The sequence below is a fragment of the Periweissella cryptocerci genome (assembly GCF_004358325.1).
Lineage (GTDB): Bacteria > Bacillota > Bacilli > Lactobacillales > Lactobacillaceae > Periweissella > Periweissella cryptocerci.
Map to the genome: position 1 here is coordinate 174,541 of NZ_CP037940.1, position 22,682 is coordinate 197,222.

Annotated in this window: 20 protein-coding genes; 4 read left to right on the forward strand and 16 right to left on the reverse strand. The window is 40.6% G+C overall.

The window, feature by feature from the left end; all coding sequences use genetic code 11:
• Nucleotides 1–113 precede the first annotated feature (113 nt).
• Genes EQG49_RS00820 through EQG49_RS00835 form a run of 4 tightly spaced genes read left to right on the forward strand, consistent with a single transcriptional unit; the run spans nucleotide 114 to nucleotide 1,453 of the window.
• Entirely contained in the window at nucleotides 114–320 is a 207-nt protein-coding gene (locus EQG49_RS00820; RefSeq protein ID WP_133362176.1) for a helix-turn-helix domain-containing protein, read from the forward strand.
• A 5-nt stretch (nucleotides 321–325) separates the two neighbouring features.
• Nucleotides 326–850, forward strand: a complete 525-nt coding sequence (locus tag EQG49_RS00825) for a helix-turn-helix domain-containing protein (RefSeq protein WP_133362177.1) — start codon at nucleotides 326–328, stop codon at nucleotides 848–850.
• Nucleotides 832–1,218: a DDE-type integrase/transposase/recombinase gene (locus EQG49_RS00830; RefSeq protein WP_133362178.1), complete on the forward strand. Its 387-nt coding sequence runs from the start codon at nucleotides 832–834 to the stop codon at nucleotides 1,216–1,218. The genes EQG49_RS00825 and EQG49_RS00830 overlap by 19 nt, the downstream gene beginning before the upstream one ends.
• 19 nt (nucleotides 1,219–1,237) lie before the next feature.
• A complete protein-coding gene (locus EQG49_RS00835) occupies nucleotides 1,238–1,453 on the forward strand; it encodes an IS3 family transposase (protein WP_165964700.1) in 216 nt (71 codons plus the stop codon).
• Nucleotides 1,454–1,936: 483 nt separating this feature from the next.
• Here EQG49_RS00835 and EQG49_RS00840 read toward each other — a convergent pair whose 3' ends face one another.
• From EQG49_RS00840 to EQG49_RS00915, 16 genes are all read right to left on the reverse strand, one after another.
• Nucleotides 1,937–3,664, reverse strand: coding sequence for a DEAD/DEAH box helicase (locus EQG49_RS00840; RefSeq protein ID WP_133362180.1), 1,728 nt, complete (start codon nucleotides 3,662–3,664; stop codon nucleotides 1,937–1,939).
• Between the two features lie 128 nt (nucleotides 3,665–3,792).
• On the reverse strand, nucleotides 3,793–5,550 hold the full coding sequence (locus EQG49_RS00845) for an ABC transporter ATP-binding protein (RefSeq protein WP_133362181.1): 1,758 nt from the start codon (nucleotides 5,548–5,550) through the stop codon (nucleotides 3,793–3,795).
• 272 nt (nucleotides 5,551–5,822) lie between these two features.
• Complete coding sequence (locus EQG49_RS00850) at nucleotides 5,823–6,470, reverse strand: ATP-binding cassette domain-containing protein (protein ID WP_133362182.1); 648 nt, start codon at nucleotides 6,468–6,470, stop codon at nucleotides 5,823–5,825.
• On the reverse strand, nucleotides 6,467–8,539 hold the full coding sequence (locus EQG49_RS00855) for a hypothetical protein (RefSeq protein ID WP_165964701.1): 2,073 nt from the start codon (nucleotides 8,537–8,539) through the stop codon (nucleotides 6,467–6,469). The genes EQG49_RS00850 and EQG49_RS00855 overlap by 4 nt, the downstream gene beginning before the upstream one ends.
• Before the next feature lie 323 nt (nucleotides 8,540–8,862).
• Nucleotides 8,863–9,417: an NUDIX domain-containing protein gene (locus EQG49_RS00860; RefSeq protein WP_133362184.1), complete on the reverse strand. Its 555-nt coding sequence runs from the start codon at nucleotides 9,415–9,417 to the stop codon at nucleotides 8,863–8,865.
• Between the two features lie 204 nt (nucleotides 9,418–9,621).
• A complete protein-coding gene (locus EQG49_RS00865; protein ID WP_133362185.1) occupies nucleotides 9,622–10,317 on the reverse strand; it encodes a hypothetical protein in 696 nt (231 codons plus the stop codon).
• 401 nt (nucleotides 10,318–10,718) lie between these two features.
• Nucleotides 10,719–11,909: an iron-containing alcohol dehydrogenase gene (locus tag EQG49_RS00870; RefSeq protein ID WP_133362186.1), complete on the reverse strand. Its 1,191-nt coding sequence runs from the start codon at nucleotides 11,907–11,909 to the stop codon at nucleotides 10,719–10,721.
• A 248-nt stretch (nucleotides 11,910–12,157) separates the two neighbouring features.
• Nucleotides 12,158–12,988, reverse strand: a complete 831-nt coding sequence (locus tag EQG49_RS00875; RefSeq protein ID WP_133362187.1) for an SAM-dependent methyltransferase — start codon at nucleotides 12,986–12,988, stop codon at nucleotides 12,158–12,160.
• Between the two features lie 408 nt (nucleotides 12,989–13,396).
• On the reverse strand, nucleotides 13,397–15,187 hold the full coding sequence (locus EQG49_RS00880) for an ABC transporter ATP-binding protein (RefSeq protein WP_133362188.1): 1,791 nt from the start codon (nucleotides 15,185–15,187) through the stop codon (nucleotides 13,397–13,399).
• Entirely contained in the window at nucleotides 15,187–16,941 is a 1,755-nt protein-coding gene (locus tag EQG49_RS00885) for an ABC transporter ATP-binding protein (protein WP_133362189.1), read from the reverse strand. Before EQG49_RS00885 ends, EQG49_RS00880 begins: the two co-directional genes overlap by 1 nt.
• Nucleotides 16,942–17,290: 349 nt before the next feature.
• The gene (locus EQG49_RS00890; RefSeq protein ID WP_133362190.1) at nucleotides 17,291–17,515 is read right to left on the reverse strand and encodes a hypothetical protein; all 225 of its coding nucleotides are present in this window, start codon (nucleotides 17,513–17,515) and stop codon (nucleotides 17,291–17,293) included.
• 91 nt (nucleotides 17,516–17,606) lie between these two features.
• Nucleotides 17,607–18,770 carry a hydroxymethylglutaryl-CoA synthase gene (locus EQG49_RS00895; protein ID WP_133362191.1) on the reverse strand — a complete coding sequence of 388 codons (1,164 nt, stop codon included), beginning with the start codon at nucleotides 18,768–18,770 and terminating at the stop codon, nucleotides 17,607–17,609.
• 386 nt (nucleotides 18,771–19,156) lie between these two features.
• Complete coding sequence (locus EQG49_RS00900) at nucleotides 19,157–19,987, reverse strand: tetratricopeptide repeat protein (protein ID WP_133362192.1); 831 nt, start codon at nucleotides 19,985–19,987, stop codon at nucleotides 19,157–19,159.
• 618 nt (nucleotides 19,988–20,605) lie between these two features.
• On the reverse strand, nucleotides 20,606–20,809 hold the full coding sequence (locus EQG49_RS00905) for a hypothetical protein (RefSeq protein WP_133362193.1): 204 nt from the start codon (nucleotides 20,807–20,809) through the stop codon (nucleotides 20,606–20,608).
• 121 nt (nucleotides 20,810–20,930) lie between these two features.
• On the reverse strand, nucleotides 20,931–21,800 hold the full coding sequence (locus EQG49_RS00910; protein WP_133362194.1) for a DegV family protein: 870 nt from the start codon (nucleotides 21,798–21,800) through the stop codon (nucleotides 20,931–20,933).
• An 88-nt stretch (nucleotides 21,801–21,888) separates the two neighbouring features.
• Nucleotides 21,889–22,311 carry a MarR family winged helix-turn-helix transcriptional regulator gene (locus EQG49_RS00915; RefSeq protein WP_133362195.1) on the reverse strand — a complete coding sequence of 141 codons (423 nt, stop codon included), beginning with the start codon at nucleotides 22,309–22,311 and terminating at the stop codon, nucleotides 21,889–21,891.
• Nucleotides 22,312–22,682 lie beyond the last annotated feature (371 nt).

A 22,682-nucleotide genomic window follows, 5' to 3' on the forward strand; every position in this document is an offset into this window, starting at 1 on the left:
CCACCATTAAACATTTACAAGCAAAATAAAAAAGGATGGCAACTCAAGTTTTTGCACTTTGAAGGGCTCCAAGAAAGTTAGACAAAATCTAACTGACTTGGAGCCCTTTTATTATGGCAAAATATACAATCGAACAAAAAATTGAGATAGTGAAAGAATATCGAACTGGAAGTATTAGCCAGCGCGGATTGAGTAAGAAATATAACATTCATGATTCAGTGATAAGGCGTTGGATCAGAAAAGCAGAACTTCATGGTTTTGATTCATTAAAGCGTAAGCATCAAAGAGATTTTGATGTAATGAAAAGCTATCTATATTAGACTACATGTTAACTAATGGCTTAAGCATTACAGAAACTGCGATTAAATTCGACATTGAACCGAGTATGGTGATTCACTGGCAAACGCGATTCGATGTAGGCGGAATTGATGCGCTAAAAGCCAAGCGAGGCAGGCCTAATAAGCATATGACAAATCCTAAACCACAACCTAAATCTGAAACTGACAAGTTAATTCAAGAAAATCTAGAGTTAAAACAGCGACTTTACGTGCCGAGCCTTGCGAATGGAAAAGCAACGAATAAAGAACTTACGCAAGTAGTTGAATCGTTAAGGCATCAATTCAAACTGGAAGATTTACTTGAGTTCATAGGTTTAAATCGCAAGACATTTTACTACAATCGAGCACGTTTGAATTACGACAAATATAGTGAAGTCAAAGATCTTATTAAATGGCTTTACGCTGGTAGTGATGAAACTTATGGTTATCGCCGGATCCAAGATGAACTATTCTTATTTGGCTATGTCTCGATGATGAAACTGTCGCCCGTATTATGCGTTCAATCAAGCTAAATGCCAACGTGTTACTGGACAAAATCTGGCAAAGTTTCATCTACAAAGGAGAGCACGGAAAAGTCGCTGAGAACCTAGTTCGTCGTGACTACGTAGTTACAAGTGGGCGTAAGAGTAAGTTTGTGGTTACACAGCCGTACACCGTGTTAACCACTGATGTGACTCAAATAAATTTATTAGGTACCAAACTATATTTAGCTGCGATTATCGACATGTATAGCAAAGAAATATTGGCATATGATATTCGGACGTCACCAAATATGGCACAAGTAACCGCCTGTGTTGATCAATTACAACAAGTATTACCTGATGGCGTCCAACCAATTCTGCATAGCGACCGGGGAACACTACCAAAACCGTCTAGATGAAGTAGGTTTAATTCAAAGTATGTCTCGTAAAGGAAACTGTTTGGATAATGCGCCAATGGAAAGTTTCTTTAGCTTGGCTAAACGTGAATTCATTTGGCGAAAAGAATTCGTATCAATTGATCAATTCAAAGAAAGCTTTTCGCGATATGTCTCACAGTTCAACAACGTTCGCATCTCACGAAAAAACAAGGGCTTGACCCCTGTTGAAATTCGGAATCAAGCCCTTGCGGCATAAATATTAAATTGTCTAAGTTTTTTGGAGCCCTTCACTTGGAGTACCATCCTTTTTTGATTCTATCGTAAAATTGTCATTTCTGTTCAAGAATACTCATGCGCCACGGAATATACCTTAAGCACTAGTTCTGATCACATCACACAATCAACGATACCTGATTTGATTGAATTTACCCACCAACGAATGTTTTTCGCTAGTTTGAGTATTACCACTAACTAACGGAGTGCCGGCAAATTACTTGGCGGGCGCAGCCTTTACACCGCGACTGGGGGAATATGCGCGGAGCACATATTTCCGCTGAGGATAAGATGAGGAGTCTTAGGAATTTATTCCTTAGACTCCCAGCTTGTCCGAACCTCCCAAGACCGCACTTTGGCTTGGGAGGTTGCTTCCATCGTGGTGCGCCAAGTAATTTGCTGGCACGTAGTGGCACTTTATATTCATTCCCACATCAACCGAAAAAGAGCCGTCATTACATTTGTACTAAACAATCGCATCCCCAATAGTTGCTTTTTCATGTAACATCTTCATGATATTTTCATCAATCGTGTCACGCGTCAGCATATTGATAATTGTCACCTGTTCATTTTCCGAACCAATCCGGTGAATCCGACCTGTGCGTTGTTGCATAATCGCCGGATTCCATGACAGATCAAAATTAATTAAAACATCGAACTGTTGCGCGTTCAAACCATAGTTCCCAGCATCACTCATCAACAATATATCCCGACTATGCGCCGTGGTTTTCGATTCTTCAAGTTGCTTCGTACGATCTTGGGCCGCGACTCGCCCGTCAATCACAAATGGTTCCTGCTTAAACTCAGTCATGAAACGTTCTTTGAGAATATCAACCATTTGCACGTATTGGGTGAAGACCACGATTCGTGAATCGCTCGCCAAGAAATCACGCATTACTTCGATTAATTCTTCGACTTTAGCGGACTTTTTAGCTGCTTCAGCTAGTTTGATATAACGACTTGCCAAGCTACTATCACTATTTAGCAACAATTGTGGGTCATCGCTAATCGCTTGTTCAAGATATTGGTAGCCCAGCATAATTGCATCACTTGGGGCGTCCCCTGTTTTTTGCCGGTTATACGTTTCCATGGCCGTTTGAAATTCATCTTGCGCGTACGTGGCGTCTTTGGTGACTTGCTTATACAATGCCGCTTGGTTTTTATCCATTTCCACGTAAATATCTTTATTGATGATTTCAGGCAAGTCCTTGGCGACATCTTTTTTCATCCGGCGGAGCATCACGGGAGCTACCTGGTTCCGTAATTCATCAAGATTACGGTAACCTAATGCTAACTGCCGGCCAAATTTTTCACCGTAGACAATGTATTTTCGCCGAAATTCTTGTAGGGAACCGAGAATTTCAGGATTGATCCATTCCATCAACGCATAAAGTTCTTCTGGATTGTTTTGCATCGGTGTCCCCGTCGCAGCAAAGCGGTACTCTGAGTTTAACTGCATCATCGCAGCAAATAACTTAGACTCGCGATTTTTCATCCGGTGCGCTTCATCAGCAATCACAACATCGACAAATTCATCAACCAACGGCGCCACCGTCTCAATGTCAGTCCGGATTGTTTCGTAGTTCGCAATCAAAAACGGGGTCGGGTTGGCGGCGTTAAAAAATTCGGTATACACTTTTGCCCGTTTGGCTTTGGTACCATCAACAACGAGACTATCTAATCCGGCAAATTTAACGATTTCGCCCTGCCACTGATATTTAACCGCTGACGGCGAAACAATCAAAACTTTTTTGGCGTGACCTTGTTTAATCAGATCCACCGCGGCATACATTGTTTGGAGGGTCTTCCCAAGTCCCATCTCATCCCCAATTATGCCGCGTTTAATCCCAATGAGAAAATTAATCCCATCAACTTGGAACGGATACGGTTCCACATGGTTTTCCTTAATAAACTGTGCTTGTGGTGTAATCGTCGGGAAAACCCGCGTGTCTGTGCCCCGAATGTAATCAAGCGGTTGCGCATACGTCGTGATATTATCATATTTTTGATACCATTCTTCAAATAAATCCGCGTCAAGCGTCCACGAGTAGTCGGTTACTTGTTGACCTTTGCGTGCTTGAATTTTGGTATCGAGATAGGCTAATACCTCCCGATAGACATTGTTGGGGTTTAATCCGTTAGTTGCGATTTGTAAGTTATTTTGTGCTTTATCTAAAAATAGACTAAATGCCATTCTGCTACCCCCATTTTCTATAACAACGTATATTATACCTATTTTCGCATGTTTTCGTCCGCAAAAATAGCCAACATCCCTGTCAGCTACCAATTTGGTTATATTTCTTTGCCATATCCTGCCGCAAATCACTCAAATTGAGCATCATATAATTGGCGATATTGACCATTTAAGGCGAGTAATTGTTTATGGTTGCCTTGTTCAACAACATGGCCAGCGTCCATTACAATTATATTATCAGCATTATGCACAGTCGACAAACGGTGCGCAATCACGATTGACGTCCGTTGCTGCATCAAGTTATCCAAAGCATGTTGAATTGCTTTTTCGGATTCGTTATCTAATGCCGCTGTTGCTTCATCTAAAATAATGATTGGCGCGTCTTTTAGCAAGGCACGCGCGATTGAAATCCGTTGCTTTTGCCCGCCAGATAATTTCACACCGCGCTCACCCACTTGGGTCGTCAGTTCTTGCGGTAAGGTGTGAATGAATTCAGCAATATCAGCGAGTTGAGCTACTTCCCACACTTCCTCATCGGTTGCGTCTTGGTGGCCGTACGTAATATTATCCCGAATTGTGCCATCAATAATATTAATATCTTGCGAAACAATGGCGATGTTTTGGCGCAAGGATTCCAACTGAATCTGCTGAATTTCTACGCCGTCGTACGCAATTGACCCCCCCGATAAGTCGTACAAGCGGTCGAGTAACTTGGTAATCGTGGTTTTACCGGAACCAGAATGACCGACTAGCGCAATCGTCTGCTGAGCTGGCACCTGGAAACTAACGTCCTGGATTGCAGCGATGGTATCTTCTTTGCGGTATTCAGTATCATAAGCAAACGACACATTTTGTAACGTAATCCCCGTTTGCAAAGTTGGAAATGGTTGGGCCGTTGGACTATCAACGATTTCCCGTTTGGCCGCTAAGACCTCCATAATCCGACCGTATGAAACTAGAGCTTGTTGCAGTTGGTTTAATAACCGAGCTGCCTGAGCAACTGGATTTTGTAACATGACCACATAACTCATGTAAGCGACTAATTGCCCGACTTTCAAGCTACCCTGCATTACAAAGTATGCCCCTAGTAGCAAAATTACCGCAGTTCCAAAGTAGTTCACTAAATCAACTAATGGTGAGAAAATCGCTTGATATTTATTCGCCGTAATCGTGTACTTCTTATTCTCGTCAGCATACTCATTAAAGCGATTTTCTTCCGCATCTTCACTTGTGTAACTCTTGATTAATTCAATCTCCGTTAACGTGTTTTGCATTTGATTGGACATCTTAGCTTGCGAAGTTCGGGCTGCTTTAAATGAGTCACGAATGCGCGAACGGAAAAATCTATACAATAGGAAGATTATTGGCAAAGTCACACTCACAGCCAATGCCATTTGCCAGTTAACAATGAAGATAAAAATTAAGACGCCTACAAATGTTAGTAAATTACCAACCATCGCCAACATACTTGGGGAGATCAAGCTCTGCAAGTTATTAATATCTTGCGTCAAGCGCACCATCAAGTCCCCAGTTTTACTAGACTCGAAGAAATGTGTGTCCAACCGGATAATGTAAGCATACAAATTTTTGCGGAGGGTTGTTACTGAGTTTTGACTCAAAACACTCATTAAATAGCCGGAAACAAAATTGAATAAGCCGAGCATAATCACCGTTAATAACATTAAGCCCACCGACACAAATAATTGGTTGACGTTGCGATCGGGAATAACGGTATCAATGATATGTTGTGTGAATTGCGGAATAATAAACTGTAAGCCCGTAATTATTAGCAATGCCACAACGTTAACAACTAATAATCCTTTCCGCTGTAGGACAGTTGCAAAGACATAGCGAAACATATTACCTAGTGTTACTTCTTTTTCCATAATAAGTCCCCCATTTTAAATAAAATGCTTACTTTATGTTAACACTTTTCGCAAAGTAATGTGTGTCATCGCTCGCACTCTGTTTGTCGAGTGTTCGATATTTAATAATATATGATGGAATCCCGCGCAGTTAGACAACAAAAACTGCCTAACTTGCAATTTATGCCGAAGTCAGACAGTCTGTGGTAACGCATTATTTTTACTAAGATTATTTGCTATAAAACTTACAATTAACGTGATAGTTGAATATCCGGAACACTCAAATAACCAGTCTAGTTGTATGACGTGAGGTTGATAATTTCATCAAAGTAATCATCAAAATTTTTCGAGTGCGTCACCATGATAACCGTCTTCCCCTCCGCTGCAAACTGTCTCAGAAAGCTAAGCATTTGGCGAGCATTCGTGTCATCGAGTGAGCCAGTAGGTTCGTCAGCTAAAATTATTTTGGTGGGCTTTAACATTAATCGAGCAATTGCGACCCGCTGCTGTTCACCACCACTCAACTCGTAGGCCTTCATATTAAGATACTCTGCCGATAAGCCAACTTTCGCTAAAGTCAGCAGATAGGCCTGTTTATTTTTGTGGCGTTTATTTTTGGTGAATCGTGTTGCCAAGCTGAGATTTGTCTGGACGCTTTCGTTCAACATTAACCCATAATCTTGAAAAACGAAACTAAAGGTCGTCCGATATAAATTCCGATGTACCCGAGGCGTTAATTTTTTTAGTAGTTTGCCATCTAAATAATACTCACCCTCATCGGCCGATTCAAGTAAGCCAAGCATATTTAATAGTGTGGTTTTACCGGTACCGCTCGCGCCTTTAATAGCCGTAAAGCTACCTGCATTAAATTCATGTGAAAAGCCACTGATAATTTGATGTTTACCAAATGACTTCTCTAAATTGATTACTTCAATTTTCATCGTAATCCCCTTGTCATTTTTTTAATTGCAATCGAATATACTATGAATGTAATTATGAATTCCAATCCCGCAAACCCCAAATAATAACCAAACAACCAACTATTGTGGTACCAATTATAGCCAGCAATAATCAATATTACTACAATATTGGGCCAAACATAGTTCAATGCCATTTTTGTTCTATTCCCACCAAAAATGATTGCCAATTGTAATGTCCGTCGGCTATATTCTAAGTGACTACGTAAGAATAGTGCACTGAAAAAGTAGTATAAGCTAACCATTATTACTAGCGCAATACTACACAACCCTACGAATAAAATCTCATCACTATTAACCGAGTTTAGCCGTTCTTCAATTGGCATTGGCCCTTGAAAATACGGTTGTAATCCGATTCTTTTCACTAACTTGGTAGCTGAACCATTTTTATTAGTGAACATGTAATTATTTGAATTTCCGGTAACATCGCTGGGATACTCAGAAACGTTTTTCCGCATGTTACTAGGCGTTAAAACTCGTATTAATGGATGCCGGACAACAGTTTGTGGCAGATACACATATTTAGGATGTGGTGTCTGAATATAAATAAACCGGATCTTTTGTGCAAAAAAACCGGGTGAGTCACGTAATTCATTATCAGCGTCTGCGTTTTGTCGCATCTGATTATCGTCATCCACAACTTTTTTTAATTGATGTATTTCCCGAGTATACGCACTTGGTACCAACTCAATCATATCTTTTTCAGTCGCGCTAATTTTGACGCGGTCACCTTCCAAGTCATAAATTGGCGTCATCGTTAAGTAATTTGATGAGACAGTAATTTCATTTTCTAATTCCCTAATAGAAAACTTAGTTGTTTCCGGATGATAATTCATTTGTGCAACCGCATCACTTGCTTCTAAAATCATTAAATCATTTTCACGGAATAAGTTTTGAAAATAGACATTCATTTGCCTGATATGCTTCAATTTAACTTTGCGGTTTGTTTCATCTAAAGAATAATCCGTACCTGGGCCTGTATGGCTGGATAATGGTGTTATAAATCTTGCTTGTTTATATTTTATAATTGACTGTTGATATGGCATTGCTTTCAACACATCGAGCGTTTCAGCTAAAACATTCTGTGCCAAAATCAATAATATAAACGTCACAACAACTTTTCCAACTAAACTGGCACCATTCAAAATCTGCGCCTGATCATTCCTTTTTATTTGACTTGGTGAAAATTTTGACATGACCAAAAGGAGACCAAATCCAACTATGCTAATAATTGTTGTTAGAAGGACCAATGCCATTGCTGACAGCCACACCCAAAGCAACGGATAAATAATTGAGAATCGAATGACTGAATACGTAACCGTTATGCCGGTGATAATAACTGTGCTAATTACCAGTGCCTTAATACTTTTCAGAATAGTTTCTTTAAAGATTTGCATTTTACTGAATCCAAAAAGTAATTTTAATGCCTTTTCCCGACTGGTTGCCAAATAGTCAAACCACATACACATTGTTAAGGTAGCCAGCGCGACGCTTAATAATACCAAAAAAACATTCTCAATCGGTGCCCTTGTTGCAATCAACCTATTCCTGTTGAGCGCTAAATTCGGTATATTCAAGCCTTGCGACAGTTCATTTTCAATTGCTTCGACATTTTTTTGATTTGAACCAATAATCTGAATCGTATATTGCCCTGCCACTGATTTTTGTTGTTCTAACGATTCTGTTTTAACTACATTGTGTAATAGCCACTGCTTGCCTTGCCCTTCAATCAGGAACGGTTCATTGTTGGCACGTGAAACATCATCGTTAAACACGCCAACAAAAATTTTATCACCATTACTAGTCCATTTTTCTTGAAAAACATTAACTTTGTACTTATGCTTTATTTCATTCAGAATGGCACTAAATTGTTTTTTTGACGTTTCAAAAATCCGTTGGCTCATCATATAACTGTTCTTATTTCTAGCTGCTGAATCAATTTTTATATATTGCCGTTCCGAAAAAATGGAAAAGCAAATAAAAAAAGAAAGCAACGACACAAATGTAAAGACAATTGGATAAATCTTTTTCACTAGTCTACGCTTTCCTCATTTATTGATAGGCATAACACACTATTGTGTTACAAGAACAGCTTAACAACATCTCAATTTTTGCGTGAACACACAGAGCAACGCTAATGTAGAAAGCTACTATAATGTATGAGCTGCTGAAATATATCGGAAAGTTATAAGTGCTATAATGTATGAAATTTTTCACTTCAATACGTGAAAAATGTAATGCTGACGGCAAATAAATAGCTCGATTCTCCTGTTAAAAGTAGAAATCGAGCTATTTTTTCCTTTTTTTGATTTTGTTATTCCACTAACCTGCGGAATTATCGTCTCCGTATTTTCCATCATCCAATTTCTGAAGTTCTACTGGTTCTCGATGTTGTTTTTTCATGTAAATGCGCCAACGCCATATTAACTAACTGGCGGCGACTGTCAATTCGTGGATCAGATAAGGGCACAAATTCGGCAGCAATAACTTCACTCGCTTGTAGCGTCAAATCTAGTGCTTTTGCGGAGGTCTGGATAGCAAACCAGGACGCAATCCGCGCATCAGTAGGTTTACGCTCAGTTAACGTTGTAAACACATTATTCAAATCAACAGTAACAGCTAACCCGATTTCCTCCAACACTTCGCGGTGCATCGCTTTTAGTAAAGTTTCGCCCGCAAGAACGCTGCCTCCAGTCTCACTAGTCCATTCACCTGGACGCACAAGTTTCTGAAATGAACGTTGTTGCACTAAAATATTTTCGTAATCATCAATAATCACAGCTTCAACAATGCGATGAAAATCACCGACGGGTAACAATGTCCCACGCGTACTAGTGCGCCCAGTTGCGTTCCCCGCGCTATCGAAAATGTCCCACAGTTCGCCAATTTTATCAGCTGGTTCTTCTGGCATATGTCACCGTCTCCTCTCATTTGTTCATCAAGAAGACGCATCCCCTCGTGTACTTATTCCCTAGTCTAGCATGTGAATATGAACTTGCTTAGAATATAGTATGTGTTTTGACTGATGACGTCAGACCGAATGGACCCACTTCAACAAAGTGCTAAGTTGCTTAATAATGGCAAAGATACATTGATCAGCTCCAAGATATGGCGCTTACCCCCTTAATGTGATGAGGGGTTGATGATCTGCCGGCCAACTAACTGGCAGTGCGCGGTAGACCCGCAGTGCTTGTGCATTGGCCGTATCAAACTCGCCGCTGATTGCTTGGTACCCAGCGCCCTTAAGCCTGATAAATAACGTATTAACTAGCTGAGTCAGCATTTTAGGGTTGTCAGCGCAAAGCCATCCAATTTCAACCGCGTGATGTGTTGCATGAAATAGCGTAATGTAACCCGCTACTTCTTCAAAATCATCAAAATAAAAAATACTATCATCATGGGCAAAATCATCCGCATTAAATGTCGCATTAGCAACATCTGCCGGTGTCATTTCGGCTGGATTTTCCAGGTGTACATGTAAATAATCAGTCCGCATCCGCCCAATAACTGCTTTGCGTTGTGCCTCAGTTAATTCATTTGCGGATTTAACCCGCAAGCGCTGATTGCCATCGAGTATCATTGTTTGGACATTACTAAGCGTTGACATATAAGTTTTGCTGATAATTTTGAACTTTAGTGCGGTCAATTTTTTAACCAATTTGGAGTCATACGTCTTGACAAGTAATGGTAACTTAGTCGCCGCTCTAATTTGCTTGAGTTCAGCCTTTAAATCACCACTAAAGTCGCGCGAAATATGCACATTAAGACTATGTGGGTGGATTCGATTTGTTGATGTGCTTAGTGATTTCATCGCCGTACCCTCTTTTCTATTACCTTGATTGTACCATTTCTCATTATACTTTAATAAACACATTTATTATTCGTTTCTGACTGCCAATTACGCCAAAAAAGGGCTAAAATTTTTCTAGCGTAGAATTTGGCTATGTGTCTCAGCTCCATTCCCACTACGAGGCTGGAACCAGTCTGGACACCGTGATGGAAGACAAGCATTTGAAGCCACAGTGCGGTCTTCAAATGTTTGCGAAGCTTGGTTCGCTAACGCGGTAACCATCTTCACAAATCCATAATCAGTAACCAAACCCGTTACTGATTATGCCATCACGGTGCGAGCTAAATTCCACGTCAGACGAAATAGCGCCAAAAAAGGAATCCAACCCAGTTAATGGTCGAATTCCTTTTCATGCGTTTATATTAATCTTCAAAACCGTCAGTTGTCATTGATTGTTCAAACAACCCACGGACATCAGCTGGTGTCATTGCAACATACGCACCAGTCGCAAGATTGCCGACTTTAACAGCGCTTGCCGCCATCACATCAAAGTGCTTATCATCAGTAATATCAACGCCAGGTAAAGTTGTTGGTACCTCCAATGACTTCACCCAGTCGTAAGTCTTTTGAATCGCAAGTTCTGCGACAACTTGGTCATTGTCGTTGTTAATTCCCCAGACATTCCGGCCAAATTCAGCAAACCGTGGCAAAGTTTCGGCACTCAAAACAAATTTCATCCACCGCGGGGTCAAGATACCAAGCCCAACTCCGTGAGTGATGTCGTAATACGCTGAAAGTTCGTGTTCAATTGGGTGAACTGTCCAACCATTTTCGTTACCAACCCGTACCCAGCCGTTCAAAGCTTGCGTTGAAGCCCACATTAAGTTAGCCCGCGCATCGTAATTTTCAGGATCTTGCAAGGCAATTGGCGCCCACTTAATTACTGAACGATAGATACCTTCCATTTGGCCACGCGTAATATCAATATTTTCAGCCTTATCGAAGTATTGTTCCGTTAAGTGTGAAAAGATATCAATTGAGCCGGCAGCAGTTTGCCACTTGGATACTGAGTAAGTCAGTGTGGGATCAAGGAATGAAACGGCTGGCGTATTTGGGCCGAAGCTACCAAGCTTTTGGTTAGTTTCCGGATTAGAAATAACTGAACCAGCATTCATTTCCGTCCCAGTTGCTGAAAGTGTCAAAATATCAACAATTGGTAATTGGTTGATGCTGTGTCGCTTGCTTGGATCAAGCACTAAATCCCATGGATCAGCGTCGTAAAATTTGGCTGAACCAATAACCTTCGACGCATCAATTACTGACCCACCACCAACCGCTAAAATGACATCAATATCATTTTCCTTGACGAGCTTTTGACCTGCACGCACAGAATCAATCTTTGGATTAGGTTCAATCCCAGACAATTCAGTAACATTCAAGCCATCAAGTGCCTTCAAGACCCGTTCGTACAAGCCAGACTTCTTGATTGAACCACCACCATAAGTTAACAAGACGTTGTTCCCAAATTGTGCAATTACTTCGTGTAATTCACTATCAATTCGTCCTTCACCAAAACGAATATCAGTTGTGTTTTTAAATTTAAAATTAAGCATGTTTGCCTCCATCTTTCATTACCGTAGTACTAACACGGATTGTGCTAATGTAAAACCGAATAGTTCTGATAAGAGTAGCATAATATCTACTTGCAAATTGTACAGCGGATAGCGATTTTATACAACGCATTTATGTAAGCGCTGTACTCACCTATTTCGCATTTTCCATCATCGCAGTCCATTCATCACGCCGAACTTCATAAAATCCCAATACTGGTTTCGCCAGTACCGAACTTGTCGAATCCCAATTACTTCAGTACCGCCCAATAAGTATTCAATGGCACATTGGCACCATGAATCAACGCAACTTGATCCACGAAAAACTGTGCCAGCACCGGAGTTACACCTCGAGCCACCAATTTTTCTAGTGTGAAAGCGTATTTAACATACCCAACTTCCCAATCCGCATCTTGCATTGTCGTCGAATCAATTGCGCCATCATTCACGAGTTGCAACGCTAATTTGTCGGTAATTTGGGCAATGTGGTGTTTTGTCACAAGTGTCCGAATATTAGCCTCATGTTCAGGCATAAACGCACTCAATTGGCCTTGGACATTAGCAGCGATATAGTGATTTTGTTGCCGCGCATCCGTGATTTCCAAGTCCCATTCTGCATACAAAATGGTATCCGCCAACTCACGAACTACCGCAAAAGTTGCCGCTAGCTGTGCAATATCATCAAAATACCATGACGAGTGGGCAAATACGACCTTGTCAAAATGCTGAATTGGCAAAAATTCAGTACCTGCCAAAATATCTCTATTGAAATACGCATCAACACGACTGCATAATTCAGATTGTTTTAAATAATCAATTGCTTGCCCTAATGTAAATGGCGCACCGTAATCTGCACCAGCAATATCAACACCAACAACATGCCCAGTTTCACCAACTGCATACGCCAGTGCCGCCAACATATCGCCTTGCCCAGAACCAATTTCTAAAATTTTATCGCCTGGCTTAATATCCCACTGTGCAATTAACTCTAAACGGTGGGCCGTTTGTGTATCTTGAATTGTCGTATCATCATCGTGGAGCATATTACTGACGATATAATCGACGATTTGTTTATCTGTCATTTTTCTTCACTTTCTTGTTTTCACTATAATCACGAGTAATTGTTGTATCCCCCGTTTTGGGGTAAACAGTGTAAATTCATTCGAAACACCATTTACTAAAACAGTGGCTAACCGTAATTCTCATCACGGTGGTCGTCAAGTACATTTTTTGAACTCCAAGTTCACTGTTTACTTTTTCGGATAATCATCCAACCATATTTTAACATTTCATGAGAGTTTTTCACATTCAATTTTAACCAATAGCAAAAAACACGCTTCTATCAGTTCGGATAGAAGCGTGCTTTTTCGAGCCTGGGATTGTCGTTTCCGTACTTTTGTTTAAGAATACGCACGTACCACGGAATATATCTTAGTCGCTAGTTTATTCAATCCCTCGTATCATATATAGTGCTCAATACAGTGACCCAATTAATCCAAATCAACTGTCCCTTGTAATTCATACATATCGCGGTAACGCCCATTCAACGCCAACAATTCTTCATGCGTACCCCGTTCAACGACCTCGCCTTGATCCAACACTAAAATTAGTTCGGCATCTTTAATCGTTGAGAGCCGGTGCGCAATCGCAATCGTTGTTCGATTGGCCCGCATTTTCTCGAGTGACGTTTGAATGATGGTTTCCGTTTCGGTATCAACATTGGCCGTTGCTTCATCCAACACCAAAATCTTGGGATTGGTGACGACCGTGCGGGCAAAGTTCAGCAACTGTTTTTCACCAGCTGAGAACGTCGCTCCGTGTTCAATCACAGGTTCGTGATATTTGCCCGGTAGCTCATCGATAAAACGTGCTTCAACAAATTCTGCCGCTGCTTGCACTTGCTCATCAGTAATATCCGAATTAAACATGCGAATATTAGAGGCCACATCGCCATAAAACATGAACGATTCTTGTAAAACTAGTCCCATTTTTTTACGAATTTCTGCAATTGGATATTCTCGAATATCTTGGTCATCAATCAAGATTTGCCCTTCTTGGAATTCATAAAAACGCAAGAGCGCATTAATTGTTGAACTTTTGCCGGAACCGGTATGCCCAACTAGCCCGACCGTTTGACCTGGTTCAGCCACAAACGACAAATGCTTCAAAACTGGATGCACGCCATCATATGAAAAAGTTACATCACGAAACTCAATCTTCCCATTGGTGATTTCACCATGTGCATCGGGTGCTTGTTTGGGCGCATATTCATCATTCGCCAAAATTTTTAACACCCGTGTCCCCGCAACTGAACCATCCTGGAATGTTGAAAGTTGTTCCATGACTTCATTAATTGGATTATAAAATGTTTCCAAGTATGAGACAAAGGCATAAACTGTCCCTGCCGCTACAATCGCACCAGTATTAGCTTGTAGACCAAACATCCATAAAATAATAACAATCCCCAGCCCATAAAACACATCAATTAACGGGTTTAGCAGTAATGATTCTGTTTTAATCATTTTGATCCGCGCATTCCGGTATTCATCATTAATTTGGGCAAATTCAGTCTGCATTCGCTCTTCTTGTCGGAATTCTTGAATGACTTCAATCCCTGTCACTGATTCAGCGATTTTGGCGTTTAATTGGGAAAGTTTCTCCCGCATTCCACCATAAACCCGCGAGCTGATGCGTTGATAATAGTAAACCGCACCGAGGAGAATTGGTACAAAAATCAACATGGCGAGGGCGATTTGATGATTAGTGACAAACATCGCATAAAACGACGTCACCATTGCAAACCCACCCATTATCATCAACATGAACAAATACCAGACTTGGAAAATCGCTTGCGTATCATTCGTCACCCGCGACAAAATTGAACCGGCCGGCGTTTGATCAAAATACCGCATCCCAAGTTTATGAATATGTTCATAGAGCTTTTCACGCATATGAATTTCAACATACGTTCCACCCAACCCATACAAATATTGCTGAGCAAACTGAAAAATTGCTTTGAGCAATGTCATGCCAAAGTAAATCGCTGCAAACATAATCAACGTTTTAAACTCCGTCGAAGCTTTACTCAAGTGATTATTCATAAAGTCTTGCAGAATTCGCGGTAGTAAAACATTAATAATCGAAACTAGGCCGATGAAGATAATCCCAGCAACGAAATACCATTTGAATGGTTTTAAGAATGGGAATAGCCCTTTAATGACGTTAGCTTGGTCCTTTAAAGTCATGCGCTTAGCCCAAATTGATTGGTTTTCATCTTCCATTATTCTCCTCCTTCCAGCTTAATTTCGAGTTGTTGGCGGTGATACATGTCGGCATACCAGCCTTCAACCTTGAGTAACGTATGATGAGTTCCCCGTTCGCTAACTTCACCATGGTCAAAAACAAGGATATTTTCCGCTTGCATCACAGAGCTAATACGGTGAGCGGCAATAATCGTAGTTTTATTGGCGCGTTCTGCTTTCAGCGTTGCAAGAATGGCCGTTTCAGTCCGTGCATCAACAGCCGATAAGGCATCATCAAGTATCAAAACTTCCGGATCAATAATTAATGCCCGCGCAATCGCCAACCGTTGGCGTTGACCACCGGATAAACTAATCCCATGTTCACCAACTTCCGTATCATAACCTTTTGGTAACAACAGAATATCGTCATGCAAAGCAGCTTTTTTTGCAGCGGCAATCACTGCTTCATCCGAAATCTGCGGGCTTGCAAAACGAATATTTTCCCGAATTGTTGTGCTAAACAAGAAATTTTCTTGGGGTACGTAACCTAACGCTGGCAGATAACTGTCCAGTGCATAGTGCTTAATATCCGTCCCTGCAATCGTAATCGCACCTTGATAGTCATCAAATTGCCGTAGTAACAATTTCATCAAAGTTGATTTCCCAGCACCAACCCGGCCAACTAAACCTAATGTTTCGCCAGCCTTAACAGTTACATGCACATTCTTGAGGGCGGGTTGTTCATCAGCTTCATCAGGATACGTGAAGTTTTCAATATCGATGATTAAATCACCATGGGGTTCAGCATGTAAACCGCTTGGATCATCAAGAATCGACGTTTTTTCATTCAAGACTTCCATTACCCGATCATACGAAGCATGCCCGCGTTCAATAATATTAAATAAACGCCCAATCGCAAACATCGGCCAAATCAACATTGAGATATACGCAATGAATGACACCAACTGCCCAATATTAATCACATGGTGTAAAACCATCCAGCCACCATAAATAATCGTAACAACGTACGCTAATACAATAATCATTGATGTAAATGGATCATACAGCGCCGCCACAAACTCAACGCGCTTGTAGGCCGTTAGTAGTTTACGATTTTGTTTGGTCATATCAGCGAGATCTGCTTGTTCTTGACCAAGCGTCTTGATAGCTTTCATACCCGACAAAGACTCTTGAACTTTGTTATTCAAAGTCGAAAATTCATCTTGTTGCGCACCAAATGCACTGTGCATCTTCCGCCCGAGCTGCATTGACATCACAGCCAACAATGGAAACGGCAAGATGGCAATCAACGTTAAGCGCCAATCAACCACAATCATCATCGTAATAATTGTGACCGTTCCACCAATAATCGAATCAGCGAACGTTAAAATCCCGCTACCAGCAACGTTGCGGACTTGGTTCAAGTCATTAGTCGCACGCGCCATCAAATCACCAGTCCGATACTTATGGTAAAACTGTTCGTCCATGGTCATAAAATGTGCATACAAACGCTTCCGCAAGATTTTTTCTAAAATCGTAGCACCACCCCAGATATGTGTCGCCCACAAATAACGGAAAAAGTATAACAAGAGCGCATCCACCACCAAGATCAGTAAAATTCCGGTTAATTTACTAATTGTTAGTTGGTGTGCAACAAGCAAGTTAACCGTGTAACCAATAAAAAATGGCGGTAACATGTTCAACAACGCGGTCATTAATAAATCCAAAACACCGCGAATGTAATTATTGCGTTGGTCCTTGAAAAACCAACCTAGTTTTCTAAATATATCCATCTTAGGCACCTTTCCTAATATTTAGCTTTCTGTAACTTTAATAATAATTTCAGAAACAAATAATATTCTCATGTAAACTAAAATTATACTACAAAACTCTCATAATTCGGTTGTATATTCACATAATATTAAATAATCACCGAATTTTTTCTAATAAAGTGGTACTTTTTCTAATCCCCCCCTCGCTAAGGCGGAAAAAAAACACAATTAATATACAAGTAACCAAAAAAACAGCCCAATCCCTATAATCTCAAGGGATTGAGCTGTTTTAAAATCGATATTTTCCTATCCACAGCAAGTTTCTAGTCGGGACTGGCGAATATCCTATTTGTGAACGTCTTGGATATAACTATTCATCATCCACGTTCACAACATTCAATGGCTGAATCAAACATTTTTCAACGTTGACCAGTGTTTCAAAACACCATAACAACTCCCGATTTTGTTCACTGAAGCTTAACACTTGGATGTTAGCAGCGTCTTCGCATACATTGATAACCCGGCCAATGAACGCTTGGGGAATCTTCTCTGATTCACGACAACGCACCAGCATGCCGGTTTCTATATTATGCATTTTATCACGCCCTTCCATGTTAAGTCTGAATACAATGATACTCAATAAGAATGAATGGTTAGCGAACAAAGTGTGAATTTTTTAAACTAAATTAGTGAGCGAAATATTGGCGTTGTTCAGCTTGCAGACCGCCTAAGACAAAATGCGCCGAATCATCACTAACATCTAATTCCAAATCAGTACCATCAATGGGCAAGCTTTTATTAAAAATCGCTTCGTATTCAGCAATGGATACGCGTTGGCGTTTTTCAAACAAAGCACCAAAGTCGGTCTTCAAACCGGCTTTGTAATTAGGTTGCAGGATTCCTGAGTAAAATTCACCCTCAGCACCTGAACCATAACTGAACAAACCAAGACGATCGCCCGCTTGCAAATCCGTTGAATTACTTAGCAACGAAATTAAGCTTAAGTATAGCGAACCAGTATATAGGTTCCCGATACGTTTATTATAAACCCGGCTCGCTTCAAATTCCTCTAATAAGTCCGTTTGTTTACTTTCATCAGCTTCCGGCAAAATTTCTCGCAAACCTTTTAAGCCCATTTTCGTAAATGGCAAATGGAAAGCAAATGCCTTGAAATCATTAATCGAGTTGCCAGTAACTTCACGATAGCGATCCCACACTTCTTTGAAAAAGTCTTCGTAGATATTCGCTGAGTAGTGCCCATCAACTAAGGCCTCTGTCCGATAAACTGGCCGCCAAAAATCCATAATATCAGCACTCATGTATTGGCTATCATCATTCAGAGCCAATATTTGGGGATTTTCACTAACAATCATTGCCACGGCACCACCACCTTGCGTTACTTCACCGGCAGTTTCCAAGCCATAACGCGCAATATCAGCCGCAATAATTAACGCTTTTTTACCAGGATGGGCGGCAATGTAGTCACGCGCCATCATCAAGCCAGCAGTTCCCGCATAACAAGCTTGCTTCATTTCAATTGTTCGCGCATAGCGATTTAAATTAAGTAGTCGTTGCACGTAAATAGCCGCAGACTTTGAGTTATCAACGCCTGACTCGGTACCAAAAATCACCAAATCAATTGCGTCACGATTACTGTCATCAACCACTTGTTCGGCAGCATTTGCGCCCATGGTAACAACATCTTGCGTTACTGGAATCACGGCTTGTTCCGTTTGGCCAATCCCAATCAAAAACTTACCTGGTTCTTGGTTCCGTGCGTGCGCCAAGTCAACCATATCAACATATTTATCCGAGGTGGCAAACGCCATTTGATCAATCCCAATTAACATTATTTTGGATCTCCTTCATCGCTCAGTTATTTTCAGAGACTGCCCAAGCACCACGCACTATATCCTTAAAGCGTGATTGGACAGTTCCACAAGCATTATTCTTGCTTACATTTTATCATAATAATAAGAAATCACATAATTGGAACCAAGCATTTAACCTGTCGGCGTCATCACGTTGCCAGAATTCCAACGGTTTTCAGCAACCACTTTTTGTATCGACGAGCTAGCCGCCAATTTTGTCAAATAATAAGTGTCAAATCAACTAAAAAAGGTTGGTATCTGAACACTCCAACCTTGATCAAATTCGATTCTAATTGTTCTAGCGTGGGTTCCCTATTTCTGTACTTTTGTTTAAGAGTACTCACGCATCACGAACTGTGTCCAAATTATGCTTCTAAATTAACTTTAATTGTATTGATTGATTCGAGCACGCGCTCATCACTAGTCAAATCATAAACCAATTGCAATACTTCTAAAGCTAAGGCCAATTCTTGATTTTGCACCGCTGATTTTGCAACACCCATGGCAATGGCGATCACATCAGTACTTGGTCCCACTTGAATACCGGCATCCTCAACCATTTGCCACCATTCCGTTGATTCATCACCAAGTGAAACGTCAGGGTTGACCGCTTGTAATTGATCCAGTTCATGCATGATTTTTTCGTCATCCTGGAAACGTAAGCTCAATTCTAATAACGCGATTCCCATACCAACAACACCTTGATCCAAATATAATTTAGCCATTTCATGGTATGTTTGCGCGATTTGAGCCGGCATGTAAGCCAAAATCAACCCATCATTTAACGTCTTGCGCGCATGCTCATTGTGCCCTTCGAGCTTATCAATGTTGGCAATTCCAAAAATTGCGATGAATTGGAATGGATTGATTTTCAAAGCGGTCGCAAAGGCGTCTTTAGCTTCCGTGAATTGACCAAGCACCATATACGCTTGCCCAATTGTCGTGAAAATTGCCGAAAAATCAATTGGCATAAAGCGCACAGTCTTAGTTGGTTGATAAAAGTTTTGAAATAGAATTTGTTCAAATCCAGCATCCAAATAATGATATTCACTATCTGCATCATCGTTATAAAAGCCGTCATTGTACAGCTTAATTGCTGGTGTCAAAGCGGTAATCACTTCTTCATATTTGCCAGCTTGTGTGAGCTGAATGGCAGTATTTAAAATTGGTTGAATTTGATCTGTAGGAGTCTCCATACTTTAGCACCTCTTCTTACTTATTGTTAGTACAAGTGTACCATTTCATTCCCTTTGATGAAAGTGTCACGCGGATGAATGTGTGCTTTTTTAATATTCACTGGCTCGCATTAAAGTGGTTATATTTTTTTCTAGCGTGGGATTGTCGTTTCTGTCCTTTTCAATCACAGAATTACTTTGGTGTCATTGTCAGTGTTGGTTTTTCCATGCTACCGTGGCCTGTGGTTGGTAACTGGATTTCGCTAGCTTGAGCATTATTCCTAACTAACGAAGTGCCTGTAAATTACTTGGCGGGCGCAGCCTTTACACCGCGACTGGGGGAATATGTGTGCAGCACATATTTCCGCTGAAGGTAAGATGAGGATTCTTAGGAATTTATTCCTTAGAATCCCAGCTTATCCGAGTTGTTCAAGACCGCACTTTGGCTTGAACATGTGCTTCCAGCGTGGTGCGCCAAGTAATTTACTGGCATGCAGTGGCCAATATTATTCAGTCCCACGTCAGAAGAAATAGAACTTAAAATTCCCTATAAAGCAAAAAATCCGCGAGCACTTAAACTCAAACGGATTTCTCAAACATTAATGTTGGCTGTTTTGTAGGAGGACAACACAATCAATATTAACGGCAACCTTTTTTCATGATAGTTGGTACAGATTCTGGGTAGAAATTGTCGATTTTGATAGTTTCACCCTCTTCAATATCATTTAATGCTTGGCCGATACGGGCCTTTAAAACAAGGAGTTCTTCTTTTGTCGCGTAGTCGGTAATGAAACGTTCTGCGTTTGCCCGTAAGGCTAGAGTACTTTTTGCGCTTGTCGTCATTTATTAATTATCTCGCTTTCTATTTAAGTGAATAACTCAATTATAAAGTAAGCGCTTACATTATGCAATAGCAAAAAAGGAAGTGGGCCACAACTTTTACCCTACTTCCTTCTCAAATCGCCTATTCAGCTAATTCATCTTTAATCCAAGTAACTGCCAATGCGCCAGAACCTAGGTGTGTACCAATGACTGGGCCAAGCTCAGCAAGTTCAATTGGCATTGCCGGATATTTCATTTGTAATTCGTTAAACCACGTCTGACCAGCTTCTAAATCGTTAGCATGGTATACCGTGACCCGAATTGGATAATCAATTTTCGCATAGGCTTCAGCAAATAATTCTTCCACCCGGGCTTTAGCCTTCTTCATTGAACGAACTTTTTCAAAAGCGACAATTTCATGCGTCTTATCGTCAAAAGTCAGCAAAGGCTTAATCTTCAACACAGAACCAATGAAGGCGCCGGCATTAGACAAGCGACCGCCACGAACAAGATTTTGTAAATCATCAACGACAAACAATTCGCCAGTGGTTGCCCGCAAAGCGTCAAGCTCGGTAATGATTTGTTCGGGGCTATATTCTTCAGAGTTAGCCATACGTGCAGCTTGCAGCGCCATTTGCCCCATCAAGCGCACCGTGATTTGACTGTCATAGCCATACACTTTGACGCCTTCAATCTCATTAGCAACATTAGCAACCGTATTTGAAAAGCCAGAAATTGTTGAAGCCAAATGAATTGAAATAATCGCTTCATAGCCGGCGTCACGTAAATTTTCATAAACTTCGATTAACTCGCCCACAGCTGGTTGTGAAGTTGATGGGAATGAAGCTGAAGTTTTGAGCATTTCATAATACTCATGATTTGATACATCAACGCCTTCGTTATAGACCTTTCCGTCCATAATTACTGGAATTGGGATAATCGTAATGTGATTATCGGCAATTTCTTGGGCAGTCAAATAGCTCGTGCTATCGGTAACTACTGCAATTTTCATTACAATCGTCCTTCTCTCTCAATTAATAATAGGCAATAGTGTAACATAATTCTCTGCATGACTAAATGAAATTAATGCATTTTACTTTTTATAATTCAGTAACTCGGGTCATTGATTTTTCCAAACGGTTTAAAAGAATCCGCAACATGTTAACTTCTTCATTTGACCATTTATCGAAAATCGTATCTTCGAGGTTTTTATATTCACCATTAATATTAGTGACCGCATCAGAACCAGTTGTCAAAACTGTGTAAACTAACTGACGATGATCGCGTCCAGTTGCAACTTTGTCGACATACTCCTTCGCCAAAATGCTCTTTAATTGGCGTGATAACGTTGACGTATCTAAGCCAGTTTCGGCTGATAACTTGTCTTGCGTATCGAAACCTTCCATCATCGTACTCAATAATTGCCATTCCGCAATCGTCAAACCGTATTTTTTGGTAATCTTCATCAACGCTGCTTTTTGAATTTTTTCAGCATCGCGTAAAGCTTCTAAACTTGATTTCATTTTTATTTATCTCCGCTCTTGTATGTTCGATTGCTTTCACCATTTGAACGCCCCACATCGCTTCGTTCAAATTAGTTCTAGCAAATACACCTTGATTATTTATCTACAAATTGCATTGTACAATAATATCAATATATTAAGCAATCCTTTTATTTCTTGTTATATCAAAGTTCTTACAAATTTCGTTTTTGTTATAGGCATATGAGGACTAAAATCGCTCATAATTCGTAAAGTAAGAACAGCAAATTCTGGCGGCTTAGGTCGTCAAAAAAAGTCGCACTGAAACAAAACTTGCTGTATAAACCCATAACCTTGAATAACATACAAACCGTGTATTTTCCCAAAATGTGCAACCACTACTACGCTACGCA